Source organism: Streptomyces klenkii (assembly GCF_003626645.1).
GTDB lineage: Bacteria > Actinomycetota > Actinomycetes > Streptomycetales > Streptomycetaceae > Streptomyces > Streptomyces klenkii.
On sequence record NZ_RBAM01000001.1, the window covers coordinates 539,134 to 563,992 of the forward strand.

24 protein-coding genes and 1 pseudogene are annotated in these 24,859 nt (G+C 71.4%); 18 read left to right on the forward strand and 7 right to left on the reverse strand.

Annotated features, from left to right (window positions below):
• The first annotated feature begins 83 nt into the window (after window positions 1–83).
• The 15 genes and pseudogenes from D7231_RS01965 to D7231_RS02035 form a co-directional block, all read left to right on the forward strand.
• Window positions 84–824 carry an SDR family NAD(P)-dependent oxidoreductase gene (locus D7231_RS01965; protein ID WP_120753125.1) on the forward strand — a complete coding sequence of 247 codons (741 nt, stop codon included), beginning with the start codon at window positions 84–86 and terminating at the stop codon, window positions 822–824.
• A gap of 6 nt (window positions 825–830) precedes the next feature.
• Window positions 831–2,141 carry a glutamate-5-semialdehyde dehydrogenase gene (locus D7231_RS01970; protein WP_120753126.1) on the forward strand — a complete coding sequence of 437 codons (1,311 nt, stop codon included), beginning with the start codon at window positions 831–833 and terminating at the stop codon, window positions 2,139–2,141.
• 24 nt (window positions 2,142–2,165) lie between these two features.
• Window positions 2,166–2,444, forward strand: coding sequence for an acyl carrier protein (locus tag D7231_RS01975; RefSeq protein WP_120753127.1), 279 nt, complete (start codon window positions 2,166–2,168; stop codon window positions 2,442–2,444).
• Window positions 2,441–3,808 carry a TrpB-like pyridoxal phosphate-dependent enzyme gene (locus D7231_RS01980; protein ID WP_120753128.1) on the forward strand — a complete coding sequence of 456 codons (1,368 nt, stop codon included), beginning with the start codon at window positions 2,441–2,443 and terminating at the stop codon, window positions 3,806–3,808. The genes D7231_RS01975 and D7231_RS01980 overlap by 4 nt, the downstream gene beginning before the upstream one ends.
• Window positions 3,798–5,009, forward strand: coding sequence for an acyl carrier protein (locus tag D7231_RS01985; RefSeq protein ID WP_120753129.1), 1,212 nt, complete (start codon window positions 3,798–3,800; stop codon window positions 5,007–5,009). The genes D7231_RS01980 and D7231_RS01985 overlap by 11 nt, the downstream gene beginning before the upstream one ends.
• Window positions 5,009–6,550 (forward strand): class I adenylate-forming enzyme family protein, encoded by a 1,542-nt coding sequence (locus D7231_RS01990; RefSeq protein ID WP_120753130.1) that lies wholly within the window; start codon window positions 5,009–5,011, stop codon window positions 6,548–6,550. Before D7231_RS01985 ends, D7231_RS01990 begins: the two co-directional genes overlap by 1 nt.
• Window positions 6,534–7,889 (forward strand): type III PLP-dependent enzyme domain-containing protein, encoded by a 1,356-nt coding sequence (locus D7231_RS01995; RefSeq protein WP_199739284.1) that lies wholly within the window; start codon window positions 6,534–6,536, stop codon window positions 7,887–7,889. Before D7231_RS01990 ends, D7231_RS01995 begins: the two co-directional genes overlap by 17 nt.
• Window positions 7,889–8,161: an acyl carrier protein gene (locus D7231_RS02000; protein WP_120753131.1), complete on the forward strand. Its 273-nt coding sequence runs from the start codon at window positions 7,889–7,891 to the stop codon at window positions 8,159–8,161. The genes D7231_RS01995 and D7231_RS02000 overlap by 1 nt, the downstream gene beginning before the upstream one ends.
• Window positions 8,158–9,366, forward strand: coding sequence for an acyl-CoA dehydrogenase family protein (locus D7231_RS02005; RefSeq protein ID WP_199739285.1), 1,209 nt, complete (start codon window positions 8,158–8,160; stop codon window positions 9,364–9,366). The genes D7231_RS02000 and D7231_RS02005 overlap by 4 nt, the downstream gene beginning before the upstream one ends.
• On the forward strand, window positions 9,359–10,504 hold the full coding sequence (locus tag D7231_RS02010; RefSeq protein ID WP_199739286.1) for an acyl-CoA dehydrogenase family protein: 1,146 nt from the start codon (window positions 9,359–9,361) through the stop codon (window positions 10,502–10,504). The genes D7231_RS02005 and D7231_RS02010 overlap by 8 nt, the downstream gene beginning before the upstream one ends.
• Complete coding sequence (locus D7231_RS02015) at window positions 10,501–11,199, forward strand: 4'-phosphopantetheinyl transferase family protein (protein ID WP_120753132.1); 699 nt, start codon at window positions 10,501–10,503, stop codon at window positions 11,197–11,199. The genes D7231_RS02010 and D7231_RS02015 overlap by 4 nt, the downstream gene beginning before the upstream one ends.
• Window positions 11,190–12,161, forward strand: a complete 972-nt coding sequence (locus D7231_RS02020) for a hypothetical protein (RefSeq protein ID WP_120753133.1) — start codon at window positions 11,190–11,192, stop codon at window positions 12,159–12,161. Before D7231_RS02015 ends, D7231_RS02020 begins: the two co-directional genes overlap by 10 nt.
• A gap of 2 nt (window positions 12,162–12,163) precedes the next feature.
• Window positions 12,164–13,693, forward strand: a complete 1,530-nt coding sequence (locus D7231_RS02025; RefSeq protein WP_338419809.1) for an amino acid adenylation domain-containing protein — start codon at window positions 12,164–12,166, stop codon at window positions 13,691–13,693.
• Window positions 13,694–13,707: 14 nt separating this feature from the next.
• The gene (locus D7231_RS02030) at window positions 13,708–14,211 is read left to right on the forward strand and encodes a flavin reductase family protein (protein WP_120753135.1); all 504 of its coding nucleotides are present in this window, start codon (window positions 13,708–13,710) and stop codon (window positions 14,209–14,211) included.
• Between the two features lie 112 nt (window positions 14,212–14,323).
• Window positions 14,324–14,686, forward strand: a pseudogene (locus D7231_RS02035) (NAD(P)-dependent oxidoreductase); the annotation flags it as partial.
• 350 nt (window positions 14,687–15,036) lie between these two features.
• On the opposite strand, the gene D7231_RS02040 reads toward D7231_RS02035, so the two are convergent.
• Entirely contained in the window at window positions 15,037–15,369 is a 333-nt protein-coding gene (locus tag D7231_RS02040) for a DUF6083 domain-containing protein (protein WP_120753136.1), read from the reverse strand.
• Between the two features lie 814 nt (window positions 15,370–16,183).
• Window positions 16,184–16,957 (reverse strand): class I SAM-dependent methyltransferase, encoded by a 774-nt coding sequence (locus tag D7231_RS02050; RefSeq protein ID WP_199739287.1) that lies wholly within the window; start codon window positions 16,955–16,957, stop codon window positions 16,184–16,186.
• Window positions 16,958–17,137: 180 nt separating this feature from the next.
• Between D7231_RS02050 and D7231_RS02055 the strand changes: the two genes are divergently transcribed.
• On the forward strand, window positions 17,138–18,055 hold the full coding sequence (locus D7231_RS02055) for an IS5 family transposase (protein ID WP_228775452.1): 918 nt from the start codon (window positions 17,138–17,140) through the stop codon (window positions 18,053–18,055).
• Here D7231_RS02055 and D7231_RS02060 read toward each other — a convergent pair.
• The 4 genes from D7231_RS02060 to D7231_RS02075 all read right to left on the reverse strand — a co-directional run bounded on the left by D7231_RS02060 (window position 18,012) and on the right by D7231_RS02075 (window position 21,821).
• A complete protein-coding gene (locus D7231_RS02060) occupies window positions 18,012–18,557 on the reverse strand; it encodes a hypothetical protein (RefSeq protein ID WP_120753139.1) in 546 nt (181 codons plus the stop codon). The two genes, D7231_RS02055 and D7231_RS02060, sit on opposite strands and share 44 nt — an antisense overlap.
• A 213-nt stretch (window positions 18,558–18,770) precedes the next feature.
• Window positions 18,771–19,202: a spore germination protein GerW family protein gene (locus tag D7231_RS02065; protein WP_120753140.1), complete on the reverse strand. Its 432-nt coding sequence runs from the start codon at window positions 19,200–19,202 to the stop codon at window positions 18,771–18,773.
• Between the two features lie 156 nt (window positions 19,203–19,358).
• The gene (locus D7231_RS02070) at window positions 19,359–20,276 is read right to left on the reverse strand and encodes an SGNH/GDSL hydrolase family protein (protein WP_120753141.1); all 918 of its coding nucleotides are present in this window, start codon (window positions 20,274–20,276) and stop codon (window positions 19,359–19,361) included.
• 768 nt (window positions 20,277–21,044) lie between these two features.
• Window positions 21,045–21,821: a MerR family transcriptional regulator gene (locus D7231_RS02075; RefSeq protein WP_120753142.1), complete on the reverse strand. Its 777-nt coding sequence runs from the start codon at window positions 21,819–21,821 to the stop codon at window positions 21,045–21,047.
• Window positions 21,822–22,115: 294 nt separating this feature from the next.
• On the opposite strand from D7231_RS02075, the gene D7231_RS02080 reads away from it, so the two are divergent.
• Both D7231_RS02080 and D7231_RS02085 read left to right on the forward strand, forming a co-directional pair.
• On the forward strand, window positions 22,116–23,342 hold the full coding sequence (locus D7231_RS02080; protein WP_120753143.1) for a serine hydrolase domain-containing protein: 1,227 nt from the start codon (window positions 22,116–22,118) through the stop codon (window positions 23,340–23,342).
• Window positions 23,343–23,501: 159 nt separating this feature from the next.
• Complete coding sequence (locus tag D7231_RS02085) at window positions 23,502–23,876, forward strand: glycoside hydrolase family protein (RefSeq protein ID WP_120753144.1); 375 nt, start codon at window positions 23,502–23,504, stop codon at window positions 23,874–23,876.
• 800 nt (window positions 23,877–24,676) lie between these two features.
• On the opposite strand, the gene D7231_RS37310 is transcribed toward D7231_RS02085, so the two are convergent.
• Complete coding sequence (locus tag D7231_RS37310) at window positions 24,677–24,847, reverse strand: hypothetical protein (RefSeq protein WP_194962540.1); 171 nt, start codon at window positions 24,845–24,847, stop codon at window positions 24,677–24,679.
• Window positions 24,848–24,859: the final 12 nt, after the last annotated feature.

Consider the following 24,859-nt stretch of genomic DNA (forward strand, 5'->3'; position numbering starts at 1 on the left):
AGTCCGCTGATCACCGCCCGCGCCGGCCCCTGCCCGGTCGAGTTCCCCGCCCGCCCGACCACCGCACCACTGGAGACCGCACGATGACCGACCCCGCCCCCCTCGCCGTCGTCACCGGCGGCACCCGCGGCATCGGCCTCGCCCTGTCCCGGCGCCTCGTCCGCCTGGGCCACCGCACCGTCGCCCTCTACCGCTCCGACAAGGAAGCGGCACGCGCGGCCGCCGACGAGCACGGCCTGATCGCCGTACAGGCCGACGTCGCCGACCGCCGCTCCGTGCGCGAGGCCGCCCGGCACATCCTCACCGAGCACGGCACCCCGCGCGTGCTGGTGAACAACGCCGGCATCAACATCGACCGCCCCTTCCTCGACCTCACCGAATCCGACTGGCACCGCGTCCTGGACACCAACCTGTCCGGCCCCTTCCACCTCACCCAGGCGCTCGCCCCGGCCATGCTCGCCGCCGGAGACGGCACGGTCGTCAACATCGGCGCCACCACGGGCATCCGCCCGCGGCTCAACGGCGTCAACTACGCCGCGGCCAAGGCGGGACTGCTCCAGTTCACCAAGTGCCTGGCACTGGAGCTCGCCCCCACCGTCCGGGTCAACTGCCTGATCCCCGGCATGACCGAAACCGAGGAGCTCATCACCCGGTTCCGGCTGAACGAACCCCAGCACCGCGCCGCCGTGCTGTCCGAGATCCCGCAACGACGCATCGGCTCCACCGACGACATCGCCGACGCCCTCGAATACCTCGTGGGCCCGCTCAGCGGCTACGTCACCGGCCAGAAGCTGATCGTCGACGGCGGGCAGTTCATGTGGTAGGAGATCATGACCGAGGCCATCCTCACATCAGCCCGCGCTGCCCTCGCAGCCGCCCCGCCCACCGGCGACCCGGCGTACGAACGCTACTGCCGCGAGCTCGCCAAGCGCCTGGCCGCCCACTGGCCGGCCGTCCTCGACGCCAACGCCCAGGACCTCGCCCGCGCTGAGGAACGCGGCCTGTCACCCGTCCTCCTCGACCGGCTGCGGCTGACCGACGCCCACCTCGGCCGGCTGGAGCACCTCACCGAAGCCGTCCTGAACGAACTCGGCCGGGTCACCGCCCGCGACCCCGGAGTCCCCATCGGCGACTGGGGAGTGCGCCTGCGCTCGCCCAAGCCGCTCGGCGTGGTGTTCATGGTCTACGAAGCACGCCCCACCGTCACCGTGGAGGGCGCCCTGCTGCCCGTCGCGGTCGGCAACGCCGTCCTGCTGCGCGGCGGCAAGGAGATCGCTCGCACCAACGAGGCCCTGTCCGCCGTGGCACGCGAGGCCCTGGAGGCCGCCGGGCTCCCCGCCCACCTGGTCACCGTCCTCGACGACCCCGACCGCGCACAGTTGCGCGCCCTGCTCAAGCGGCCCGACGCCGTCGACGTCCTCATCCCGCGCGGCAGCCCCTCGCTCATCGACTACTGCCGCAGCGCCTCCACCATCCCGGTGATCGCCAGCGGCGGCGGCGTCAACCACGTCTACGTGCACAAGAGCGCCGACCTCGGCCTCGCCGCCGAGGTCGCCCTCGACAGCAAGCTGCCGGAGCCGACCGCCTGCAACACCGCCGAAATGATGCTCGTGGACGCCGAGGTCGCCGACGACCTCGTGGCCGCCGTGCTGCACGCCGCCGAACGCGACAACCGGCAGGTCACCGTACGCCTCGACCCGCGCGTCCCCCGGCCCGGCGGCGAAGCGGGTGGCGACAGCGGCGCCGGCGGCGAGCGGCCCTGGCGGATCGACGAACTCCAGGAGCACGACCTCGGCCGCGAGTTCCTCGACGCCACCATCGGCGTGCGCGCGGTCGAGGGCCTGGACGAGGCCCTGGCACACATCCGCCGGCACGGCTCCGGCCACACCGAGGGCGTGCTCGCCGCGGACCGCGGCGTGAGCGAGGAGTTCACCCGCCGGGTCGACGCCGCCGCCATCGTCGTCAACGGCTCCCTGCGCCTGCACGACGGCCCCACCCTCGGACTCGGCTCCGAGATCTCCATCAGCACCGGCCGCATGCACGTCCGCGGCCCGGTCACCCTCGGCTCCCTCGTCACCCACAGCTGGGTCGTCGAGGCGCACGGCACGCTGCGCAGCTCCGTGACCGCCCACCGCCCCTGACCCTCGACCTTCCACGGAGGAAACATGATCACCGGACTGGACCGCGACGCGGTCGCCGAGTCCGTCAAGCGCGTGGTCATCGCCGAGTCCCGGCTGTCCCTCAAGCCGGCCGACATCGACGACCACGAGCCGCTCAACGGGGAGATCCTGCGCGTCAACTCGCTGGGATTCGTGGGCATGCTGGTGCGCCTGGAGGACGAGCTCGACATCGTCCTCCCCGACGACCTCTTCGTCGGGCGCAGCTTCGAGACCGTCCACGACCTGATCGAGATCGTCCTGCTCGGGGCGGAGGCGTCGCAGTGAGCCGCACCGAACCGCCCACCCGGTGGCGCAGCGTCCTGCCGCACCTGGACGAGCAACCGCCCCCGGACCTGACCCCGCCCACTGCCGGCGGCGGCAGCGTCCAGGTCAACCTGCCGATGCAACTCGTGCGGCAGAGCGTGCAGCAGAAGGAGTACTGGGACATCCCCGCCGAGGTCGTCGACGCCTACCGGGCGTTCCGCCCCACGCCGCTGTGGCGGGCCAGGGGCTTCGAGCGCGCCGTCGGGGCACGGGTGCCCGTCTACGTGAAGTACGAAGGCGGCAACATCTCCGGCAGCCACAAGCTCAACACCGCCCTCGCCCAGGCCTACTACTACGCACGGGCCGGCGTCCGCGAGCTGGTCAGCGGCACCGGCGCCGGGCAGTGGGGCACCGCCCTGGCCGCCGCCTGCGCGATGTTCGGCATGAAGTGCACCATCTTCATGGTCGGCAACAGCCTGCGCCGCAAGCCCTACCGCGGCACGCTGATGCGTACCCTCGGGGCCACCGTGCACGCCAGCCCCAGCACCCTCACCGACGTCGCCCGGCGGAGCGAAGCCGGCGTCAACAGCCTCTCGCTGGCCATCGGCGAGGCCGTGGAGTACGCCGCCCGCACCGAAGGCGCGGCCTTCTGCATCGGCAGCGGCGAGACGTACAGCATCCTGCACCAGTCCGTGATCGGCCTGGAGGCCGCCGACCAGCTCGCCGGCCTCGACGCCGAGATCGACGCGGTCGTGGGCTGCGTCGGCGCCGGCTCCAACTTCGGCGGCATCGCCCTGCCGTTCTTCTCGGCCGCCGCCACCGTCGGCACCCGGCCGCCGCTCCTGGTGGCCGCCGAGTCCAGCACCACCCCCAAGCTCACCCGCGGAACGTACGCCTACGACCACACCGACGCCACCGGCACCGGGCCGATGGAGGCCATGTACACCATCGGCAGCGCGTACCCGATCCCCGACTCGCACTCGGCCGGGCTGCGTTTCCACGGCGCCGCCAAGGTGCTCTCCGCGATGCGCCACCGCGACCAGATCGAGGCCACCGCCGTCGGCCAGGTCGAGGCGCTGGAGGCGGGCCGCCTGTTCACCCGTGGCGAGATGGTGCTGCCCGCCCCCGAATCCGGCCACGCCCTGGCCGCCGCCGCCCGCCTGGCCGGCTCCGGCGCCGAGGGCAACAACGGACCGCTGCGCGCCGAGAAGGGCGTCGTGGTGTGCGTCAGCGGGCACGGCTACCTCGACCTGGGCGCCTACCAGCAGCTGCTGGACGGCGAGCTGAGCGACGAGGCGCCCGACGCGCAGGCGCTGCGCCTGGCCATGGGCGACCTCCAGCGGGTGGACCGGCTCGCGGAAGCAGGATCCGGCCATGAGCGCTGACGTCCTGCCCGCCACCGTGGACTGGCCGCTGTTCGACTGCGTCCAGGTCAACCTGGCGCTCCTGGCCGACCGCCTGCACGGTGCGGGCACCCACCTGAACCTGGGCGCCGTGCTGCGCTTCCGGCCGGCCCCCGGGCTGGGCGGCCTGCCCACGGTGGAGCGCTCCGCCGAGGAACAGATCGCCGACGCGGCCCCCGCCCTCGGACTCACCGTCCAGGACCTCCGCACGACCGCGGCGGGGGAATCCGTCCGGCCGGCCCCGGGCCGCTACGTGATCGCCGACGCGTACCACCTGCCGTGGGTGCCGTACTTCGGGCAGCGCCACATGGACCACAGCTTCCTGCTGGAGACGGCCGCCGACGGCAGCGCCGTCGCGGTGGACGGCTACCACAACGAGACGCCGTGGGGCAGTGCCCGCCCGGTCAGCCACCCGCTGAGCCCCGCCCAGTTGGCAGCCGCCGTGCCGGGACCAGCCCTGGTCGCCACGCTCGGCCCGGCCGGCGGGCCGCTCACCGCGCCCCGCCCCGGACTCGACCTGGCGGACGAAGAGACCACCGACCGCTACGTCGCCGCCTACGCCGAACACCCCGACCGGGCGGCCGCCCTCGACCGGCTCACCCTGGAGACCTGGCTCCTGGCCCGCTCCCGCAAGCTGCACGCCCGCTTCCTCACCGCCCGTGGCCTGCTCGCCGACCTCGCTGCCGAAGAGGAGGCGGCCGCGCACGTCAAGGCCTGGGAGTCCCTCGCCGAGAGCGTCTACCTCGCCTACCGCCGCGTCGAACGCGGCCGGCCCGAGCCCCGGGAGCTGTCCACCCGCCTCGCCGGTCAGCTCCGCCGGGACCGGGAGGTCTTCGGCACCGCTGAACCCCGCACACCCCAGCAGGGCCCGGACGACCGGCCCGCGGTACCCGCCGCGCTCCGCGAGCGCGTCGCCGCCGTCGCCGCCGCGGTGCTCAGGACCGATCCGGCGGCCCTGCTCGACGGGCAGCCGCTGGCGGCCGTACCCGGCTTCACCTCCTTCCGGGTGGTGGAGATCGTCGAACGCCTCGAACGCGAACTGTCCGTGGAGTTCGCCGCGGACGACCTCGTCCCCGAGCACCTCCACCACATCGACGGCATCTGCCGCATCGTGCTGCGCGCCCTGCCCACCGGGACGGCCCGGCCGCCGGCCCGACCCGCCGCCCGCACTGGAGTCAACTGATGCCCGACCCCACCCACCTGCTGCACGACCTGCTCGACCAGGCCGCCGCCCGGTGGCCCGACCGGCCCGCCGTCACCAGCGGCGACCACACGCTCAGCTACCGCGAACTCGACGCCGCATCACGGTGCCTGGCCGCTTGGATGCACGCGAGCGGGCTGCGGCGCGGCGACCGGCTCGTCGTCTGCGCACCCGGATCCACCGCGCTCCCGCCGCTCGTCTACGCCGCCTCGCGGGCCGGCGTGGCCTTCTCGCTGCTGCACGAGCAGGTCCACGGCATCCAGCTCGACCACGTCCTCGACGACTGCGAGCCGGCCCTGCTCGTCACCGACGACACCGCCTCGCAAGCCGCCGCACAGCGGCGCGGACTGCGCACCGCCACCACCGGGGAGATCGCCGCACTGGCCTTCGCCGCCGCACCCGTGCCCGCTTCCGTGCCTGAGGCGGTGCGGCCCGGCCCCCTCACCGTCGACCCCGTATGCCTGATCTACACCTCCGGCACCACCTCGCTGCCTAAGGCCGTCGTCTCCACCCACCAGCAGCTGACGTTCTCCGTCGACGCCATCCAGACGGTGTTGAACTACCGACCGGACGACGTCGTCTACAGCCCGCTGCCGCTCTCCTTCGACTACGGCCTCTACCAGCTCTTCCTGGCCACGCGGGCCGGCGCCCGCGTCGTGCTCGGCCGGCCCGCCGAGGTCGGCCCCGCCCTCCTCGGCAACCTCGTCCGCGCGGGCGCCACCGTGCTCGCCGCCGTCCCCTCGGTCGCCGACGCCCTGGCCCGGCTGCTGCGCAGGGCACACCAGGACACCCCGCCGCTGCGGCTGCTCACCAACACCGGAGCGGCCATGCCCGGTCAGACGCTGCAAGCCCTGCGAGCGGCGCTGCCGGACCTGCGGGTGCAGCTGATGTTCGGCCTGACCGAGTGCAAGCGCGCCACCATCATGCCGCCCGACGGCGACCTGGAACGGCCCGGCTCCAGCGGCCGCGCACTGCCCGGCACCGAGGTCTTCGTCATCGGCGAGGACGGCCGCCGCAAGCCCCCGGGCGAGGTCGGCGAGATCGTGGTGCGCGGCCCCAACGTCATGGCGGGCTACTGGCGCCGGCCCGAACTCACCGCGCAGCGCTTCCACCGCGTCGAGGGCCTCCTCCCTCAGCTGCACACCGGCGACTACGGGTGGGTGGACGAAGAGGGATTCCTGTACTTCGACGGCCGGCGCGACGACATCTACAAGGAGAACGGTTTCCGCGTCAGCGCCACCGAGGTCGAGGCGGCCGCCCGCCGCGTCCCCGGGGTCAGCGCCGCCGCTGTCCTGCCGCCGCAAGGCGCCACCCCCGCCCTCCTGTTCGCCGTCAGCGAGCCGGCCGCCGGCGAGCCGACCCCCGCCGAGGTGCTCCAGGGCATGCGCGAACAGATCGAAGAGTTCAAGATCCCGCGCCGCTGCCTGATCGTCGCCGCCCTGCCGCTGACCGGTAACGGCAAGGTCGACCGCAAGGCCCTGGCCGCCCTCACCCAGGAGGTCACCGGTGCCCGAGCCCAGTAGCACCCTCCGGTCCGTCCGTACGGCCCTGCCTGTGCCGCCCGAGGTCCTGGCACACATCCCCACTCCCGCGTACGTCTACGACGTGGCCGAAGTCCGCCGCAACCACGACGCGCTGCGGGACGCACTGCCCGCCGGCGCGGGCCTGTACTACTCCCTGAAGGCCAACGCGCACCCGTCCCTGCTGACCGTGCTGCGCGAGCGCGGGGCCCACCCCGAGGTGTGCTCCACCGGCGAGCTCGACGCGGCGCTCGGCGCGGGCTGGCCGGCCGCCGACGTCCTTTACACCGGGCCCGGCAAACGGGACGAGGAGATCGGTTACGCGCTGAGCCTGGGCGTGCGGCAGTTCTCCGTGGACTCCCCGTACGCGATCGACCAGCTGGACCGTCTGGCCGGCCGTGCCGGAATCGCCGCCCAGTGCCTGCTGCGCGTCAACGACGACCAGCCGGTGCCGGGCCAGGGCCTGGCCATGACCGGCGTGGCCTCGCAGTTCGGCGCCGACACCCGATGGGTGCTCGACGAGCCGAAACGTTTCGTCAGTCGTCCGCACGCCGAGGTCACCGGTTTGCACCTGTACATGGGCACCAACCTCGGCGACGTCGACGCCCTGCTCGGCCAGTTCGCCCGCTCGCTCACCACCGCCAAGACCCTGACCGCGGCTCTGGCGGAGCACGGCGTCCGCATCCGGGTCCTGGACCTCGGCGGCGGCTTCGGCGCCCCGTTCGCGGCGGAGGGCGAACGGATCGACCTCTCGGCACTGCGGCCCCGGCTCACCGCGCTCCTCGACGCGGAGCTCCCCGGGCGGCACCACGACGGCACTCACGTCGTCTTCGAGTCGGGCCGCTACCTCGTGGGCACGGCCGGAGTGCTCCTCGCGGCCGTGCTCGACGTCAAGCGCTCGCACGGCAAGGACGTGGTCGTCCTCGAATCCGGCATCAACCACCTGGGCGGCATGTCCGGACTGCGGCGACTGCCCACCCTCAACCCCCGCCTGGTATCCGGCGGTAGCGGTAGCGAGGGCGGCGGTGAGGGCTACGGCCAGGGTGGTGGTGGGCGCGGACCGGCCCTGGACGCCCTGGTCGCCGGCCCCCTGTGCACCCCGCTCGACACCTGGGCGCGCTCAGCGAAACTGCCCGCGCTCCGCCCCGGCGACCTGCTGGCCGTCCCCAACGTCGGTGCCTACGGGCTCAGCGCCAGCCTCGTCGCCTTCCTCGGCCACCCGCTGCCCGCAGAGGCCGTGATCGACAGCGACCGCCCCGGCGCGGCCCCCGACGTCACCCGCATCAACCTCACCCGTACCGCCGTCCCGGCCCCGGCCGGCCCCACCCCTGGAGCGAAGTGATGGACGCCCGATTCTCCGAACTGCTCACGCCCTTCCTGAAGTTCCTCGGCGAGCAGGAGATCACCCCCGACGCGTCGCTGCGCGAGCTCGGCCTCGACTCGATGCAGGCCATCGAGCTGCTCTTCGCCATCGAGGACACCTTCGGCGTGACGCTGCCCGACGACGACATGAACGACACCACGTTCGCCACCGCCGGCAGCCTCTGGACCGTGATCAGCGCGGCCATCGACGCCCAGGGCGCGGCGGACGGCACCCGAGTGACCGCCGCATGAGCGCCGCCGCACACGCCACGACCCCGCCGGCCGCCCCCGTGGCACCGCTGACCGCCGCGTCCCTCGCCCAGCGCACCGACCAGGTCGCCGCGGTGGCCGCCGAGCACCTGGCCCGTACCGACCGCGACGCCTCCTTCCCCGTCGAGGCGCTTGCCGAGATGCGCCGCACCGGCCTGCTCGGCCTGCTCGTCCCCGCCTCGCACGGCGGGCTCGGCGGCACCACCGAGGACGTGGTGACCACGAGCATCGCCCTCGGCCGCACCGACATGTCCGTGGCCATGATCTTCGCGATGCACTGCCAGCAGGTCGCGGCCCTGGTGCGCTACGGCAACCAGCGGCTCCGGGACGAACTGCTGCCCGAGATCGCGGCGGGCCGCGTCTACCTGGCCTCGGTCACCACCGAGGCCGGCAAGGGCGGCCACCTGCTCAGCTCCGAGTCGGCCCTCACCGCCCGCGACGACGAGCTGCTCATCGACCGCTTCGCCCCCATCGTCACCGGCGGCGAGTACGCGGACGGCTTCCTCGTCACCATGCAGAGCCCCGCTCCCGCGTCCCCCAACCAGGTCTCGCTCGTCTACGCCCACCGCGACCAGCTCACCGTCGAACGCTCCGGCGACTGGCAGCCGCTGGGCATGCGGGCCAGCCACAGCGTCGCCCTGCGCCTGACCGGCACCGTCCCGGCCCACCACGTGGTGGGGGAGCACGGCGACTTCCGGACCATCGTCACCACGGTCTTCGCACCCATGGCCCACCTCGGCTGGTCGGCCTGCTGGCTCGGCACCGCGGCCGGCGCGCTCTCCCGCGTCGTCAAGCTGCTGCGCGGCCCGCAGAGCCGCGGCCGCGTCAACCTCGACTCCGAGCTGCTGCTCACCCGGCTCTCCCAGGCCCGGCAGCGCATCGAGACCGTCCACGCCCTGCTCGCCCACACCCAGCAGGTCGTCGCCACCACCGACGACCTCAGCGTGCCGCGCGTCCAGCTCCTGCTCAACAGCCTGAAGATCACCGCGGCCGAGGAGTGCCACCAGGCCGTCGACGGCCTCATCGACGCCGTCGGAATGCGCCACGGCTACCTCAAGGACTCGCCCACCCGCCTCGAACACAGCCTGCGCGACCTGCGGTCGGCCGCCCTGAACTACAGCAACGACCGCCTCCACCTCGTCGACGGCAAACTCGCCCTCCTCGACGCGGAGGTGCGCCTTGCCTGAACTGCTCCACGCGGAACCCGGCACCGCCGCGAGCCACCGCCCCCGGGCGGCCGCCGCACTGGCCGCCGTGCCCGCCGACGCCACGGCTTCCCAGGTGTGGGCGGCGCTCGGAGCGGCGGGAATCCTGCGCGACCTCTACGACCGGGGCGCCTCCCGGCCTGCCGCCCCCGACCCCGGACGGCTCTCCGAACTCCTCGGCGCCGTCGACGCCCGCGGCGACAACGGCATCACCCTCAGCGTGCTGGTCCAAGCCGCCAGCGCACTGCCCCTGCTCGCCGCCTGCGCCCCGGAAGCCGGACCCGTGCGCGCAGCCCTCGACGAGACGCTCTCCGGCACGGCCACGGTCGCCCTCGCCGCCACCGACGACGCCGCGGCCGGCTCGGACCTGACCGGCCTCGGCACCGAAGTGACGATCGGCCCGGACGAACTGGTCCTCACCGGCGGCAAGCGCTGGATCACCACCGCATGGGAAGCCGACCGGCTCCTGGTCCTCGCCCGCCACCGGCCCGGACGCCACTTCACCAGCTTCACCTGGGTCCTCGTCCCCGCCACGGCCCCCGGCGTGCGCATCCGGCCGGCCGGCACCGACCTCCTCACCGGCTCCGCGACCGGGCACGTCGAATTCGACGCCGTCCGGCTCCCCGTGGACCACCTCGTCGGCCGCCCCGGCCGCGGTATGGCGGCCTTCGCCCGCCACATGGGCACCGAACGGCTCGCCGGCGCCCTGTGGGCGGTCGCCCTCACCCGCCGCGTGCTCGCCGACACCAAGCAACGGCTGACCCGCCGTCACATCGACGGACAGCCTCTGTGGCACAACGACGTCGTACGCCAGCGCTACGCCACCTGCCTCGTACAGGTGCGCCAGCTGCGCGCCCTGTGCGACAGCCTCGGGGAGCAGGTCGTGGACCGGCACGACCTCGCCGCGGCCGCCCTGCTCAAATCCGCCGCCGGACTCGTCGCCGAACCGGTGCTCGCCACCTGCGCCCAGCTCCAGGGAGCCGACGGCTTCGCCCGCGACGGTGCCCAGCACATCCGCAGCGAAGCCGCCGTCCTGGGCATCGGCGGCGGTGTCACCGAACTGGTCCTCGGCACCGTAGCCGACAACGCCGACGCCCTCCTCGCGGAGCTGTCCCCATGACGACCCTGACAGCCCCGACAGCCCTGACAGCCCTGACAGCTCAAGTGACACCCGGCGTCTGGATAGCGCAGGACGAGCGCGACCGATGGATCCCCGCCGACCCGCACCCCCACGACCGGGCGGCCGCCGCGAACCTGCCGCGCTGGCGCGTCACCGAGTTCCTGGCCGCCCGGGCGCTCCTGCGCCACCTCCTGCGCGCCGTCCTCCCCGAGCAGGCGGACGCGCCCGTCCACGCCGGCGAACACGGACGCCCCGTCCTCGCCGGGCACCCGGACACCGGCATCAGCATCTCGCACGACGGCGCATCCATCGCCGTCGCGGTCGCCCCCCACCGCCGGGTCGGCGTCGACGTCCAGCAGCCCGCGGACAGCGCGCCCGACACCCTGCTGCGCCGCTGCCTCGGCAAGCACGCCCGGACCGTCAGCACGCTCCCCGAACGGCAGCGGGCGCTCGAACTCGCCTGGGTCTGGACCGTCCAGGAAGCCTGCGTCAAAGCGGCCGGAACCGGCCTGTCCGGCCGGCCCTGGACGATCGACGTCCCTCCCGGCCGACCACGCGGGCAGTGGGACGCCTACGAGTGGATCAGCCTGCGCGAGCGGTCCCGGACCCCGCTGAGCTGCGCCTTCTCTGCACTGTCCAGCTCTGTCCCGCACAGCTCTGTTTCCCGCAGCGACGTGGAGACCTTGTGTTCCTGACCGAAGCCCCGGCCACGATGCCGGATCTCAGCTGCTACACGACGAACCTGCTCGCCCACCTCACCCCGGACGTCCCCGATGTCCGGCGCCGCCTCGCCGAAGGCATCCGCCTCGCGGTACGCACCGACCTGCCTTCCGGTGAACTGGCCTTCTCGCATCACCCCAGGGTGGACACGACCGACGACGGCCGCGAGCTGGCCTACCGCGGCGCCGCCGACTGGCAGGCCGCGCGTAGTGCCCTGCTCGACGCCCTGCACCGCGAGCACCGGGTCCTGGCCGTCGGCAACACCCGCCATCTGCCCTGGGCGGCCGCCCACGGACAGGCGGACGCCCCGCACTGGCTGCTGATCCGCGATCACCGCGACGACCGCTGGCTGATCGCCGACCACTTCGCCGCCCTCACCCCGTTCGGAGAGCAGGAGCCCTACCTCGGCTGGATCAGCGACGCGGAGCTCGCCACGGCCCTCGCGCCGCTGACCGAGCCTCCGCGGGAAGTCACCCGCCGGGACGGGCTCGCGCTCGGCCAGGAGGTTCCGCTTCCGCCCGTCGGGCACTACCGCTGGCTGGACCGGCAGCCCGTGACGCGGGCTTTCGGCGCCGCGCCTGCGCCTGCGCCCGCACCTGGCCCCGGGACCTGGACCCTGGATCTGGAGGCGTCGCTGACCCGGATCGCCGACGTCTTCCGCACCGATCCCACGGCCCTCGCCCGGTACGGCGACGACCTCTGGGCCGCCGCCCGCCACCACGCCTACCAGCTGGCGTTCGCGGTCACCGACGCAGGACTCGACCCCGAGCGGGCCGCCGCGGTGTCAGCCGCCTGGAACGAACTGCCCAAAACCCTGCGATTCGCGGCCCAGTCCGCCGCCCGCGGCCGGCCGCGCCCCGCAGTGGTCGACCGCTCCATCGAAGCGCTCCTCACCGCCCAGCAGGCCCTCAGTACGGACCTCCCCCGGAAGGGATGATCATGAGTCGGACCCTGTACGAGTGGTTCGCCGCCGCCGTCGACCGCCACGGCGGCGAGCCCGCCCTGGAAGCGGGAACGGACCGGCTGACGTACCGGCAGCTCAGCGACCTCGCCGACCGGGTGGCCGGTGAACTCGTCGCCGCCCACGGCGCGGTGCCCCGCCGAGTGGGCCTCCTCGCCGAGCGCAGCGTCCTCGCCTACGCCGGATACCTGGCGGTGCAGCGGCTCGGCAGCACCGTGGTGCCCCTCAACCCGTCCTTCCCGGCCGCCCGCACCACCGCCGTCGCCTTCGCGGGCGAGCTGGACATCGTCCTGGTGGAGGGAGACACCGACGCGGCCGCCGCCCTGCCGGTCCCGGCGCTGCCCCTCACCCGGGAGGCGACCGCCCCCGTCGCCCCGCTCCCCGCGTACGCGGGCGATGCGGACGCCATCGCGTACATCCTGTTCACGTCAGGCTCGACGGGCGCTCCCAAGGGCGTACCGATCCGGCACCGCAACGTCTCCGCCTACCTCGACCACATCGTGCCCCGCTACGCGATGGGGCCCGGCAGCCGCGCCTCGCAGACCTTCGACCTGACGTTCGATCTGTCGGTCTTCGACATGTTCGCGAGCTGGGGGAGCGGGGCGACCCTCGTGGTGCCCGGTCGCGACGACCTGATGGCCCCGGCACGCTTCGTGGCCGCCAAGGAACTGACCCACTGGTTCTCCGTCCCCTCCGTCGTCTCCGTCGCGCGGCGACTGCGCAGCCTGGCCCCGGGCAGCATGCCGACCCTGCGCTGGAGCCTGTTCTGCGGAGAACCCCTGACCTTGCAGCAGGCCGAGGCGTGGCGGGCCGCGGCGCCCGGCAGCCGCGTCGAGAACCTCTACGGCCCCACCGAGCTCACCATTAGCTGCACCGAGTACCGGCTCCCCGCCGACCCGGCCGACTGGCCGCGCCCCGCCAACGGCACGGTGCCGATCGGCACGCCCTACCCGGGCCTCGAACACGTGGTCCTCGACCCCGAAGGACTGCCGAGCGAGGACGGCGAACTGTGCGTCCGCGGCGCCCAGCGCTTCCCCGGCTACCTGGACCCGGCGAACGACGCCGGCCGCTTCGTCGTCTACGACGGGGTGCGGGCGCAGGCGTTCGACGGCAGCGGGCCCGTGACGGACGACCTCTGGTACCGCACCGGCGACCGCGTCACCCGGCAGCACGGACAGCTCGTCCACCTGGGCCGCCTCGACCAGCAGGTCAAGGTCCGCGGCTACCGCGTGGAACTCGGCGAGATCGAGGCCGCACTGCGTGACCAGCCCGGCGTACGCGACGCCCTGGTCGTGGCGCTGCCCGGCGCCGACGGCGAATCCGACCTCGAAGCGGTGTGCACGGGGGCCGACCCGGCGCCCGAACGCCTGCTGGCCGCACTGCGGCTCCGGCTCCCGTCGTACATGGTGCCGCGCGGCGTCACCGTCTACGACGAGCTGCCGCTGAACACCAACGGGAAAGTCGACCGCAAGACCGTGACCGCCGAGATCGCGGCCCAGTACGCCTGAATGCGGGGAAACCGATGACCACCGAAAGCCTCCTGCCCGCACGTCCCACCGTGTCGGACGACGCCTTCCGCCACGCGATGGCCCGCCTGCCCACCGGCGTCGCGGTCGTCACCGCACAGGGCCCCGGCGGACCCGTCGGCTGCACCGTCAACGCCGTCATGTCCCTGTCCCTCCGGCCTCCCGCGCTGCTCGTCTCGCTCGCCGCCGCGAGCCGCACGCTGGAACAGATACTGGACAGCGGCTCCTTCGCGGTCAGCGTCCTGTCGTGGGACGCCCGGCACCTGGCACGGCAGTTCGCCACGGGCACCGCGGCCCAGCGCTTCGACGGCGTGTCCTGGCAGCCGCAGCACGGCGTGCCGGTGCTGACGGCGGCCTCCGTGGCCGCGGTGTGCGACGTCAGCGACACGGCCCACATGTTCGACCACACGCTCGTCGCCGGCACCGTGACCTGGACCCGCGCCGACGAGCGGACCCCCACCGTGCTCTACGGCAACGGCCAGTACGAGGTGGGCCGCTGACGGCCGCCGCGTACTGCCCATAACTGCTCGTAACAGCCCGTAGAGGAAACACCCACTCCCCACCGATCCCCACCGAGGATTCGCATCTCCCATGAGCAGACCGGTCGTAACGCTCGGCATCGTCGGCCTCGGCCGCATCGGCGTGCTCGTCGCGCAGCGCATGGCGGCCTTCGACATGGAAACCGTCGCGTACGACCCGTACGTACAGTCCGAGCGAGCCGCAGAGATGAGCGTGAAGCTCCTGTCGCTGGACAAGCTGCTGGAAGTCTCGGACTTCATCACCGTGCACCTGCCCAAGACCCCGGAGACGACGGGTCTGATCGGCGACGAGGGCCTGGACGTGTACGCCTCGGAGCTGTGCACGGACTCCCCGCTCTTCCGGTTCGACCAGGTGGTCTGCACCCCGCATCTCGGCGCTTCGACACACGAGGCCCAGGAGAAGGCGGGCATCGCCGCCGCCCGCTCGGCGTGCCTGAGGCCGAAGCGAAGGGAGCGAGCACAGCTGGCCCGGGGGCGCTGCATCGGAGGGTGGTGGGGCAGGGCGAGGCTCAGCAGCTGTGTCAACTCGCCGGCCCTGCCTGCGTCAAGCTCGGGAGAGGCAAGCAGGGCCGGGCGTAACAGCCTTGCTGAGGGCGGAGACGAGTGCCTGTCTGTTCGAAGCGGACATCGTGGATGAGGAGTTCTTCGGCGCCGTGGTCATCCACAAGGTCGGATTGTGTTGTCGTTACTGAAGGGACGTTCGTCGACAGAACGGGATGTGATCGCACGGGGCCTACTGGGGGACACCGGGGTTGCCGGGCGGCTCCTCACCGCCAGGCTGTCGGGTCAGGGTTCTGCGGTGATCCCTTCGATGGGTAGGCCGTCGAGGGAGCGGTTGCGGAGCCACCTGGCTACGAAGATCGGGCCGAGGTGTTCCGGGTGGTGCCGGCGTCGGCTGCAGACGCGCCGGTGTTCGATGTAGCACTTGCCGCCGGTGCCGCGGCCGGCGACGGCGTAGCCGTCAGCGGTGATGGACCAGCGGAGCGTCTCGTCCTTCGCCTCGGCGGCGGGGACGGTCTCGGGTTCGAGGCGGATCCATCCGCCGGTGGTCTTGGGTCGGAGTTTCTGAATGCGGCCGCATTCGGGACATGCGGCGTCTGGTGTGCTGTTGACCCCCATTTGAGGGAGCTTGCCGGGTCGGGGTTCGGGGGGTCAGGGGTTCGCTGGCCGTTTGTGCTGGTGGCTGTGGGTGCGGGTGGGCTGCTGGTCGGCCCGCGGGGTGTCGCCGAGCCCGGTCGTGTGCAGGGCGGCTGGCTGGTGACACGGCCTTGTCAAAGGTTTCCCGGCCTCGCTCGGGGCTGGGTTCGTTGATTCTGGAGCGGGGTGAGCTTGATGGGTATAGATGGCGTGAACGGTTACAACGTCTGCGGGGGGAGATCATTATTGCTCCGCCGACGGAGCCGGAGGAGGATGACGATTGAGCGTGATCCGGATGGCCGGCGCTGGTTCGCGCGCTTTCAGGTGAAGCCGGAGCGGACGGTGAAGCGCCCGTCGGAGGACACGCAGTGTCCGGATCATCCGGGGACACGGCTGGAGCGGATGCTGGGTCGGCGTTGGTTCTGCCCGGAGCGTGGAGGGGCCCTACCTTGTGGTCGGGGCCTCTGCGGCCGGGCTATGTTGTCAAGCGAGGTCGCTGGAGTCGGTGTTGGCGCCGCACAGGACGACCATGACGGTTTCGTCCCGGCCCGGAATCCAGGAGCACCACGCCGGCCCGTCTCCTGACGAGCTGGTGCCCCTCCGCTGTGGCCTTCAGCCTGATCAGGTGCCCCTGAGCGGCTGTTGTTGTTCCGATCTCGAGCGGTGTCGCTCGAACGGGAGTCTCAGTATCAGGTGATCGCGGTGGGTGCCGGGCATGAGAAGGCGGCGTACATGGCCGTCTCGGCGCAGGCCGTCGGGTGAGGCTCGCCGTGGTCCCCAAGGAGGACCGTCGCCCCTACTCGGGTCGCCGACGCGCGAGATGGACGATGATGTCGGCGGCGATCTCGACCGTCTCGGGCAGGACCCGCGTGATCGCGTCGTACGCCTGCTGGCGCCTTGATTGCGGCAGTTGGAGATACGCCGAGACGGTCGACAGGTAGCCAACGTAGCCAGGAGCGCTCATCGTCAAGCGCCGCGTGACGACGGCCTGCTGAACGTCGAGGAACCACGGAGACCGTTGCAGCTCCGTACCCGGCCACTGCATCTCCTCATCCGGAGCAGTCCCGTCGGGAGACGGAACCTCATCGGTTTCCAGGAACGGCGCCCGTGCCGCGCGCGCAGAATCCTCGACAGTTGGGTCAGCCAGCTGAACCGGGCCACCGAATGAGGCGAACACACCCTCCGGCTCCAGCAGCGCGGCCACTCGTGACCACCGATCCTCCGGGCGTGTCCAATGCAGGGCTGCCGCCGCATAGACCAACCCATAGGTTTCACCTGGCTGCAGGTCCTCAAACGCGGCCCGCACGGTCGTCACGTTCGCGGGCACGGTCTTGTTCAGCTCGGCGAGCATGGCGGCGTCGGGCTCCGTCGCCGTGACCGTGACCCCGTGCTCAGCGAACAGGCGGGTTGCTTTGCCTGTCCCCGCACCGATCTCCAGGGCCGTCCGAACCGGCCGGCCCGCGTACGTCATCACCAAGTCGAAGAGCTCTTCGGGATACCCCGGCCGGAACCTTTCGTAGGCTTCCGCGATCGCGCCGAAGCTCAGTGCACGAGCAGACATGCCGAGCATCCTGGCACGATCGGGGCAAACAGCGCTTGGCAATACTCAGTGGCTTGGCCTTCCGATCTCGAGAGGTGTCGGTCGAGCGGGAGTCTCGATCGGATGACTCCGGCAGATGCCTGGCATGAAAGCAGGGCCTCTTGGTAGCTCGAAGGGTGTCTACGCCAACAAGCAGTCCAGAAGGCCCTGTTGTCGCAGTTCTACGCCTTCGCGGAGGCAGGGTCCACTTCGGCCGCCCTCGTGTGTGACTGCCTCGCTCACCGGTTCGGGAACGCCGGCGACCACGGGGCGCGCGAGCGCCGCTACCCGACGGACATGTCCGACGCCGAGTGGACGGCGGTGCGGCCGCTGCTGCCGATGCCGGCCTGGCTGCGAGGCCGGGGCGGACAGCCGGAGGCCCACTGCCACCGCGCGATGTTGGACGCGATCCGCTACCAGGTCGACAACGGGACGAAGTGGCGGGCGATGCCAGCCGACTTCCCGCCGTGGGACCGGGTCTACGCGTTCTTCCGCCGCTGGCGCGACCACGGTCTGGTCCGCGAGTTCCACGACCGGCTGCGTGGAAAGGTCCGGGAGAAGGCGGGGCGGGAGCCGGAGCCGAGCGCGGGCGTGATCGACTCCCAGTCGGTCAAGGCGGACGCCGTCGTCGGCGCCGACAGCCGGGGCTTCGACGGCGGCAAGCTGATCAACGGCCGCAAGCGCCACGTGGTGGTCGATACCCTCGGCCTGCTGCTGGGGGTGATGGTCACCTCGGCGGACATCGGCGACCGCGCCGCCGCCCACGTCCTGCTCGCCCGGGTCGCCGCCGCGTACCACCGGTTGGCCCTGGTTTGGGCCGACGGCGGCTACACCGGCAGGCTCGTCGAGTACAGCCTCACCGTCCTCGCCCTGGTCCTGGCGATCGTCAAGCGCAGTGACGACATGCGCGGCTTCGTCGTGCTGCCCGAGCGCTGGATCGTGGAGCGGTTCTTTGCCCACCTGATGCGAAGCCGCCGCCTGGTGCGCGACTTCGAGCGATCCACCACCAGCGCGGAGGCGATGGTCTACTGGTCCGCGACGATGCTCATGACCCGTCGCTTTGCCCGGCCACGGCCTTCGCGAGCGTGAACCGGCCCGGCGCCGGCTCGACCAGCCACCCGCGAGCTGTCAGCCGCTTCGCCTTCGACCGCAACGCCTCGATCTTCGCAGGCACCGGATCCAGGCCGAAGCAGCCGGCCATCTCCTGGCAGGTCAGCGGTCCCTGGCCGAGACGGTCTCGGTCCGCGAGAACCTGCACGATGCGCTGATAGTCCGCCGACAGCGCCGACCAGGCCAGGCCCGCACGCCACATCGGTACCACCGATTTGGACTTCGCCGCCTCCGAAGGTGCAGGCAGCGCGGGCGGTTCACCACGATCCGACGGCTCCTCGGAGGCGCCCGGGTCGCCGGCGTCGCCTTCGCCCGGGGACAGCACCTCGTCGACGCGTGAACGGGCGATGACCCACTCGTTCCACTCCCGCTCGGCCACGACCAGCTCGGCCTGGATACGGTCGGCCTCCTCCCGCAGGTCGTCCATACGACGGCGAGCGGTCAGCTCGCGCTGTTCCAGCAGCCCCACGACCGACGGCATCCCCGACCTCCACCAGAGCGACGACTCGACACCTCACCACTCTCCGAAACCGCCGACCCCATGCCTGAACAGCGGAAACGCAGCCCTCAAGCCCGGAAAGACAACAGCCGCTGACGGGCCACAGACCAGACTGAAGGCTGCCCTCACATCCGCTGAGCCGCGAAGGGTCAGGGAGAAACAGATGCACTCCTGGCCGCCGGAAAGGCGGCCTGCTCACCCAAGACGGTGCTTGGTAAGGCGACGCGCGAGGAGTGGGACGGCGGTGCCTGCCAAGAGAGCGGCGATCGGTATCGCGACGTCCACCCAGGGATTCCGGAGCGGCTTGTACACGGCGGTGCCGTCCTTGATCTCGATGAAGCCGCGGGGCCGGGCCATGACTCCTCCGCCTCCTCCACCTTCGCCGTTCATCGCTGCTCCGGCCTTGCGCCCCGCACCACCCCCGAAGCCGAAGCCGAAGCCGATGCCGACCTCGGCGACCGGGATGACAGTGATGCCCTCGGCGGTGACGGGCTCGCCGTACACGATCGTCTTCGAAACCCGGCTCCCGAGCTCGTCAGCCAGACGCTCCATCAGGGCGGCGGGGGCGTGGGTAGCGGGCGTGTTCACGGCCGGGGCAGGCCGGTTGGTGTCGTGCGGGGCAGCCATCGATGTCTCCTTCGGTGCTGTGTGCGGCGATGCCGAGGTAACGCCCACGCCGGACTCGCCGCCCTCCACGGACTCATCTTCAACACCCTGGCAGCCGCAGCAGGAGACCTGCCGGCGTGCGGTTGTTGCTCCCGCCGGACAATTCTCCGGATGCGGTCAGCGCCGGGAACGGGAGCCGTCCTGGAGCGCGCCGAGCACGGCCTCGGCCATGGCCCGTTCGCCGTTGGCATTGGGATGGACGGCGACGGCCGGGCGAGTGGGCCGGGTGAAGAGGCCTTCGACGTAGCGGTCGTCGAACGGCCGGCAGGCGTCGTGGCCGGTGGTGACGGCCGTGGTATCGACGTAGAGGGCGTCGTGCGTGTCCGCCTCGCTCAGCAGCATGGCGTTGAGGCTGTGCAGGACGCCGCGCAGGTAGGGCTGGTCGCCGTCGGCGACGCGCAGGGACTGGCGGCAGCCTTCGGTGTCGTCGCCGATCACCTCCGGGTAACCGACGAGTGCGACGCGAGCGTGCGGGGCCCGCTGGTGAATGGCAGTGAGGACGTCGGCGACCTTCGACGCAGTGCTGTCGATGCGCTGCTGGAGCTCGTCGGTGCCGCCTTGTGCGTAGCGCCGCTCACAAGGGTTGCCGCGGGGGACTGGTGTGCCCAAGGGAGTCGTACACAGGAGAATGATCTCGCCGAACATGATGTCGTTGCCGCCGATGCCCACGGTGACGAGAGTGGTGTCAGGGCTGAGCGCGTCGAGCTGAGCGGGGTTGCCCATCCCCTGCTGCGGCTCCCACATGTCGTCCGTCTTGGCGCCGCTGCAACTGACGTCGGTGAAGTCCGTGATGCCCAGCGCTGTGCGCGTGAGGGAGGGGTAGTCGGCGTCGGACCGGGCGCACCTCAGGTGCACCTGGCGGGGGACGAGAGGTCCGGAGGTGAAGGAGTCGCCCAGAGCGACGTAGCGTTCGCCGACCGCGGCGGCTGGGGACGGTGTGGCAGATGCGGGGGTAACGACCCCCGCTCCCAGCACCGCGGTGACACCGAGCGCGGCGAGGGTTGCCCGGACTCTGCTCCGATTCCGGCGTTGCATGTGCATCTCCTGTGCTCAAAGGGGGGTTCTGTTCCTAGCGGTGTCCAAGAGTTGAGTGCAGTGGAGTAGGGCGTCAATCAACGGCTGTGCGCAACAGCCCGGTTCCGGACGGCCGATGGGCTGGGCTTGACGACTCGCCGCCGGGGTGTCAGTTCCGGGCGGCAGAGTGGATACCGATCCGGCCGGTCAGACCATGCTCGCCATGACGGTGACGATGACGTCGCCGAGGAAGACCCGCCGAGTAATCCGAGCCGTTGCGCCGGCGCCAGCCCTTCGACCTTTTGACGGTGCAGGTCAGGAGGCACGGCCAAGCATGGGCAGCTGCCGCGATACGGCTGAGCCCGGCGTGGGCTCAGCCGCTCAGCTGATCAAGATCGTGGCTGAGCGTCCATCTGTCCCTGGTCGGTGACTGTGGCTCAAGCCGCCAGCGGTTCCGGACTGTCCCCGCGCACGAGCTCCGCCATGGCCCGCACAGTCTCCACCGACCACACAGGCCGGACCACCCCTGCGCCCGACAGGTAACAGGGTGGCCCGGTTTTGTTTGCGGTTGTTGTACTCGGCCTTCCCGCTGCGCAGGTTGAGGAGGGCTGCGGGTGGCGCTATGAGGGCGAATCCCCCTCCGCCCGCCGACGGGCGCAGCCGCCAGGCCGTGCGTGAAGCGGCCCAGTTATCTGCGGCAAGAGGGAAGTGGTGCCAACCGTCGCACAACTGCCCGCTGGGAAAGGCCTGCTCGCGCCGGGCTGAGGCGGAGGACCGGTACGGCGGCCGTCACTGACTCGGAACGGCGATGCCGGCTGCGCGCAGGTTCGCCTCGACCAGCGTGTTCAACCGGGCGATGGACGGCGACTGGTCCTCCCGGTGGTGGTTGACCATTCCGTACCGGGAGGCGGCGTCGGACTGGTTCCGAAACCCGGTCGGCATCGCCAGCAGCGCGCGGTTGGTGAGCAGCTTGTCGGCCAGTATGGACGCCAGCTCCTCGATCCGCGGGTCGTCCGGATCCCAGGCCCTCGCATCCCAACCGCGCTTGGTCAGCTCGACGGACTCGGGATCGTCGAGCGAATGTTCAAGCCGGGTCAGGAAGCTGTCGAAGATCTCCGGGACCAGCGCCCGGGCCAGCACCAGAGCCTCCCGTTGACCAGCCACGTAGTCGGGACTGAAGCCGAGTTCGGCGAGTCGGTCCAAGACCGCGCAGGCCCGGTCGGGCAGCAGGGCCCGGTCGCCATGGTCGAGACGGTGCAGCCTGTCGCGGCGCGCGATCAGGTCTTCGATCCGTTCGGTGAGCTGGTGATGGACGTTGTCCAGGGTGGCAGCGAACGTCTTGGGATCGGCGTCGAGCAGGCCACCGATCTCGGCCAGCGGCACGCCGGCCGCGGCCAGGGTCCGGACCTGGACCAGCCGGAACAGCTCGCCCGATCGGTAACGGCGGTAGCCGGAACCGTCGCGATCCGGCTCGGCGACCAGGCCGAGCCGGTGATAGTGCCGCACGGTCTTGATCGTGACACCGACGAACGCCGCCGCCTGACCGATCGTGAGCCCGTCAGCCATCGGGTCAGCGCACCTCCAGATCGTGGGCGGCTGCGGTCTCGCGAACCGCGTCGGCCGGGAAGTCCGGACGATCACAGGAGCGAGGATAGCGCGCACCGGTTTTAGCCCATCCTCCTGCCGCTGAGGAGGACCGGGACGCCTGCGATCGGTGCCGGTCACCCCTTGATCGCGATAGCGGGTTGACCTTGACCTTGACCTTGGGTCAAGGGTGCAGGCTCTTCACATGGCCGCTCGAAGGGCCAGGCAGCCACCAGGGCCGCCGTGGGAACTAACACTGTGAACAGGAGATTCATCATGGGAACAAGCAACAGCGGCTTCTCCGACGCAGGGCTGCGCCGACTGCGCGAGGTGCTGGCACGGCATGTCGAGTCCAAGAAGATTCCCGGCCTTGTCGTCCTGGTCAGCCGCGGCGGCCAGACACACGTCGAAGCGATCGGGACGATGCGTCATGATGGTGGCTTGCCGATGCGCCGGGACACGATCTTCCGGATGGCGTCCACGTCCAAACCGGTCACGATGGCGGCGGCGATGATCCTGCTCGACGAGTGTCGGCTGCGGCTGGACGAGCCGGTGGATCAGTGGCTGCCGGAACTTGCCGACCGCCGGGTGTTGAAGCGGCCCGACGGACCGCTGGACGACACCGTGCCGGCGCAGCGGCCGATCACCGTACGGGACCTGCTGACCTCCACGTTCGGGCTCGGAGTGGACTTCGAGTCGATGGCTTCCCCGATCAGGGCCGCGACCTTCGAGCGTCTCGACTACAGCGTGGCATCCGGGCCGGCGCCGGAGCCGGACGAGTGGATGCGCCGCCTCGGCGAGCTGCCGCTGCAGTACCAGCCCGGAGTGCGGTGGCAGTACGACCTCAGCAACGAGGTAGTCGGTGTGCTTGTCTCCAGGGTCACGGGACAGTCGTTGGAGACGTTCCTGCGCGAACGCATCCTCGATCCGCTGGGGATGAAGGACACCGCCTTCCACGTGCCCGCCGACAAGATCGACCGACTGCCGCCCCTGTACGGGCCCGACCCGCAGACCGGCGAGTTCATCGTGTGGGACGAGGCAGCAGGGGGGAGGTCCAGCGTGCCCCCCGCGTTCCAGGGCGCCGGCGGCGGGCTGGTCTCCACCGCCGACGACTACCAGGCCTACTTCCAGATGCTGCTGAACCACGGGATGCACGGGAGTGAACGGATCTTGTCTCGGGCCGCCGTCGAGCTGATGACCACCAACCGTCTCTCGCCCGAGCAACTAGCCGCCCGGGAAGCCATGTTCAGCAACGTCGCCCACCTGTCGTCCGGCCAGGGGTCGAACGGCGGCTGGGGCTTCGGGATGGCGGTGCGCACCTATCGCGGCGACTACGCGCCCATCGGCCAGTTCGGCTGGTTCGGCGGTACCGGCACCACCGCCTACGCAGACAGGACCAACCAGCTCACCGGAGTCCTGCTCACCCAGGTCGGACTGTCCACCCCGGATTCGCCGCGTGCCATGAACGACTTCTGGACCACGCTCTACCAGGCCATCGACTGACAACGAGCTCGACCGTTACTTTGCGGCTGGGGCCTCGGCAACGGCTCGGTCGGCGCAGCCCTCGCCGCCCGCGCGCTGCTCCGGCGCCGGCCGGACGACCCCGACCTCACCAAGGCGCTGCCGCTGCTGGAGCGGGCCTGCACCGCGCAGTTCCTCCACATGTCCGGCCTGTGCCACAGCAGGGCCGGCCTCATCTGGATGCCGGCGCAGGCCACAGCACAGGACGACGCCGCGCCGGACCTTGCCGTGCGGGGCGATGCCGCAACAGCGGAGACTCCTGGTACATGCCGCACATGGGCCGGTGCAGCGCTCGACCGGCAGCTGACGCGGCTCGCCTGGCACCTGGTCCGCCACCAGGACCGGGTGGCCTTCCCCGGCCACCAGCTCTACCGCCTCTCGACCGACCTCGCCACCGGCTCGGCCGGCATCCTGCTCGCGCTCCACGCAGCGCTCACCCGGAAGGGCACGCCCCTTCCCCTCCTGGACCACCGCGGCGGCGCAGTGCCGACCGCGGTGAGCAAGAAACAGCGGTAACGCGGTAACACCACCGCTGACCGATCACCCCCGCCCTATTGACCCGATTTCACAGGGAGAGGTGTGTCATGGCCTTTGTTCTCGACCTTCAGGCCCTGGAAGAGGAGTCCGAGTCCGTCATCGAGTCGCTCTGGTGCAGCCACTGGACCACGCGCACGTGTATGTGACGACCGGCCGATGAGGGGTGCGGGACCGTCCCGGGATGTTGGCGGGGACGGTCCCGCGCCCTTGCTGTAATCCCTCCAGGCCGCGGTGGGCGTCAGGTGGCGTTGACGGTGACCTTCCACTGCAGGCTGGGGTGCTGGCACTGGTGATCAGGGCGTGTGGGCCTGCATGTGCGCTGAGCGGTGATGTAGCTCTTCCCGGGGCCGTCGACGCGGAACTCCGCGGTGGCGTCTCCATCCGGCGTTTCGTGACTGTCGGTACGGGTGAGCACATCGGTTGAGGACGCTTCGGGCGTACTCCACGTCCACTGCTCGCCATTGCCCCGGACGGTGCGAAGACGGACGCTGACCTGGTCGCCGGTGTGGAGGCTGAGAACGCGCCGATTCGAGGCGTTGGACAGAGCCGAGGAACCGGTTGGCTGATCACGCGGTCCGAGCGGGTCCGGCCCAGGATCCCGGCCGACAGCCGGCCGGGGAATGAGCGAGCCGCGCGGCGTCGCCAGTGCTGGTCACAGCCGAGAAAGTGCGCCGACGACTACTGGCGAGGCGTTTCGGCCGCCAGGCCGTCAACGTGGGCGGCAACCCGCTGGAGCAGTTCCATCAATTCCTCGTGCTCCTCGGGCGAGAGGCACTCCATCATCCGGGCTCGTCGGCAGACAGGAATGCCGCCATGGTCTCGTCGAGTTCAGCGATGGAGATCGGGCCGTACGAGATGGTGTTGAGCACCTGCCACGCCCGCCGGTTCAGCCCGTCTGCCGCGAACAGCCGGCCGAGGCTCTGCTCGATGGCCCTGTCGATGTGCTTCAACCAGTAGCCGAG

Excerpts from the sequence above, each read along its gene's own strand:
- D7231_RS02040 (WP_120753136.1), bottom strand. The coding sequence starts at position 15,369 with ATGGGGGTCAACAGCACACCAGACGCCGCATGTCCCGAATGCGGCCGC.
- D7231_RS02085 (WP_120753144.1), top strand. The coding sequence starts at position 23,502 with ATGTCCGGCCTGTGCCACAGCAGGGCCGGCCTCATCTGGATGCCGGCG.
- D7231_RS01970 (WP_120753126.1), top strand. The coding sequence starts at position 831 with ATGACCGAGGCCATCCTCACATCAGCCCGCGCTGCCCTCGCAGCCGCC.
- D7231_RS01965 (WP_120753125.1), top strand. The coding sequence starts at position 84 with ATGACCGACCCCGCCCCCCTCGCCGTCGTCACCGGCGGCACCCGCGGC.
- D7231_RS01985 (WP_120753129.1), top strand. The coding sequence starts at position 3,798 with ATGAGCGCTGACGTCCTGCCCGCCACCGTGGACTGGCCGCTGTTCGAC.
- D7231_RS02025 (WP_338419809.1), top strand. The coding sequence starts at position 12,164 with ATGAGTCGGACCCTGTACGAGTGGTTCGCCGCCGCCGTCGACCGCCAC.
- D7231_RS02080 (WP_120753143.1), top strand. The coding sequence starts at position 22,116 with ATGGGAACAAGCAACAGCGGCTTCTCCGACGCAGGGCTGCGCCGACTG.
- D7231_RS02015 (WP_120753132.1), top strand. The coding sequence starts at position 10,501 with ATGACGACCCTGACAGCCCCGACAGCCCTGACAGCCCTGACAGCTCAA.
- D7231_RS02030 (WP_120753135.1), top strand. The coding sequence starts at position 13,708 with ATGACCACCGAAAGCCTCCTGCCCGCACGTCCCACCGTGTCGGACGAC.
- D7231_RS02070 (WP_120753141.1), bottom strand. The coding sequence starts at position 20,276 with ATGCAACGCCGGAATCGGAGCAGAGTCCGGGCAACCCTCGCCGCGCTC.
- D7231_RS02005 (WP_199739285.1), top strand. The coding sequence starts at position 8,158 with ATGAGCGCCGCCGCACACGCCACGACCCCGCCGGCCGCCCCCGTGGCA.
- D7231_RS02065 (WP_120753140.1), bottom strand. The coding sequence starts at position 19,202 with ATGGCTGCCCCGCACGACACCAACCGGCCTGCCCCGGCCGTGAACACG.
- D7231_RS01975 (WP_120753127.1), top strand. The coding sequence starts at position 2,166 with ATGATCACCGGACTGGACCGCGACGCGGTCGCCGAGTCCGTCAAGCGC.
- D7231_RS02075 (WP_120753142.1), bottom strand. The coding sequence starts at position 21,821 with ATGGCTGACGGGCTCACGATCGGTCAGGCGGCGGCGTTCGTCGGTGTC.
- D7231_RS02060 (WP_120753139.1), bottom strand. The coding sequence starts at position 18,557 with ATGCCGTCGGTCGTGGGGCTGCTGGAACAGCGCGAGCTGACCGCTCGC.
- D7231_RS02050 (WP_199739287.1), bottom strand. The coding sequence starts at position 16,957 with ATGCTCGGCATGTCTGCTCGTGCACTGAGCTTCGGCGCGATCGCGGAA.
- D7231_RS02000 (WP_120753131.1), top strand. The coding sequence starts at position 7,889 with ATGGACGCCCGATTCTCCGAACTGCTCACGCCCTTCCTGAAGTTCCTC.
- D7231_RS01990 (WP_120753130.1), top strand. The coding sequence starts at position 5,009 with ATGCCCGACCCCACCCACCTGCTGCACGACCTGCTCGACCAGGCCGCC.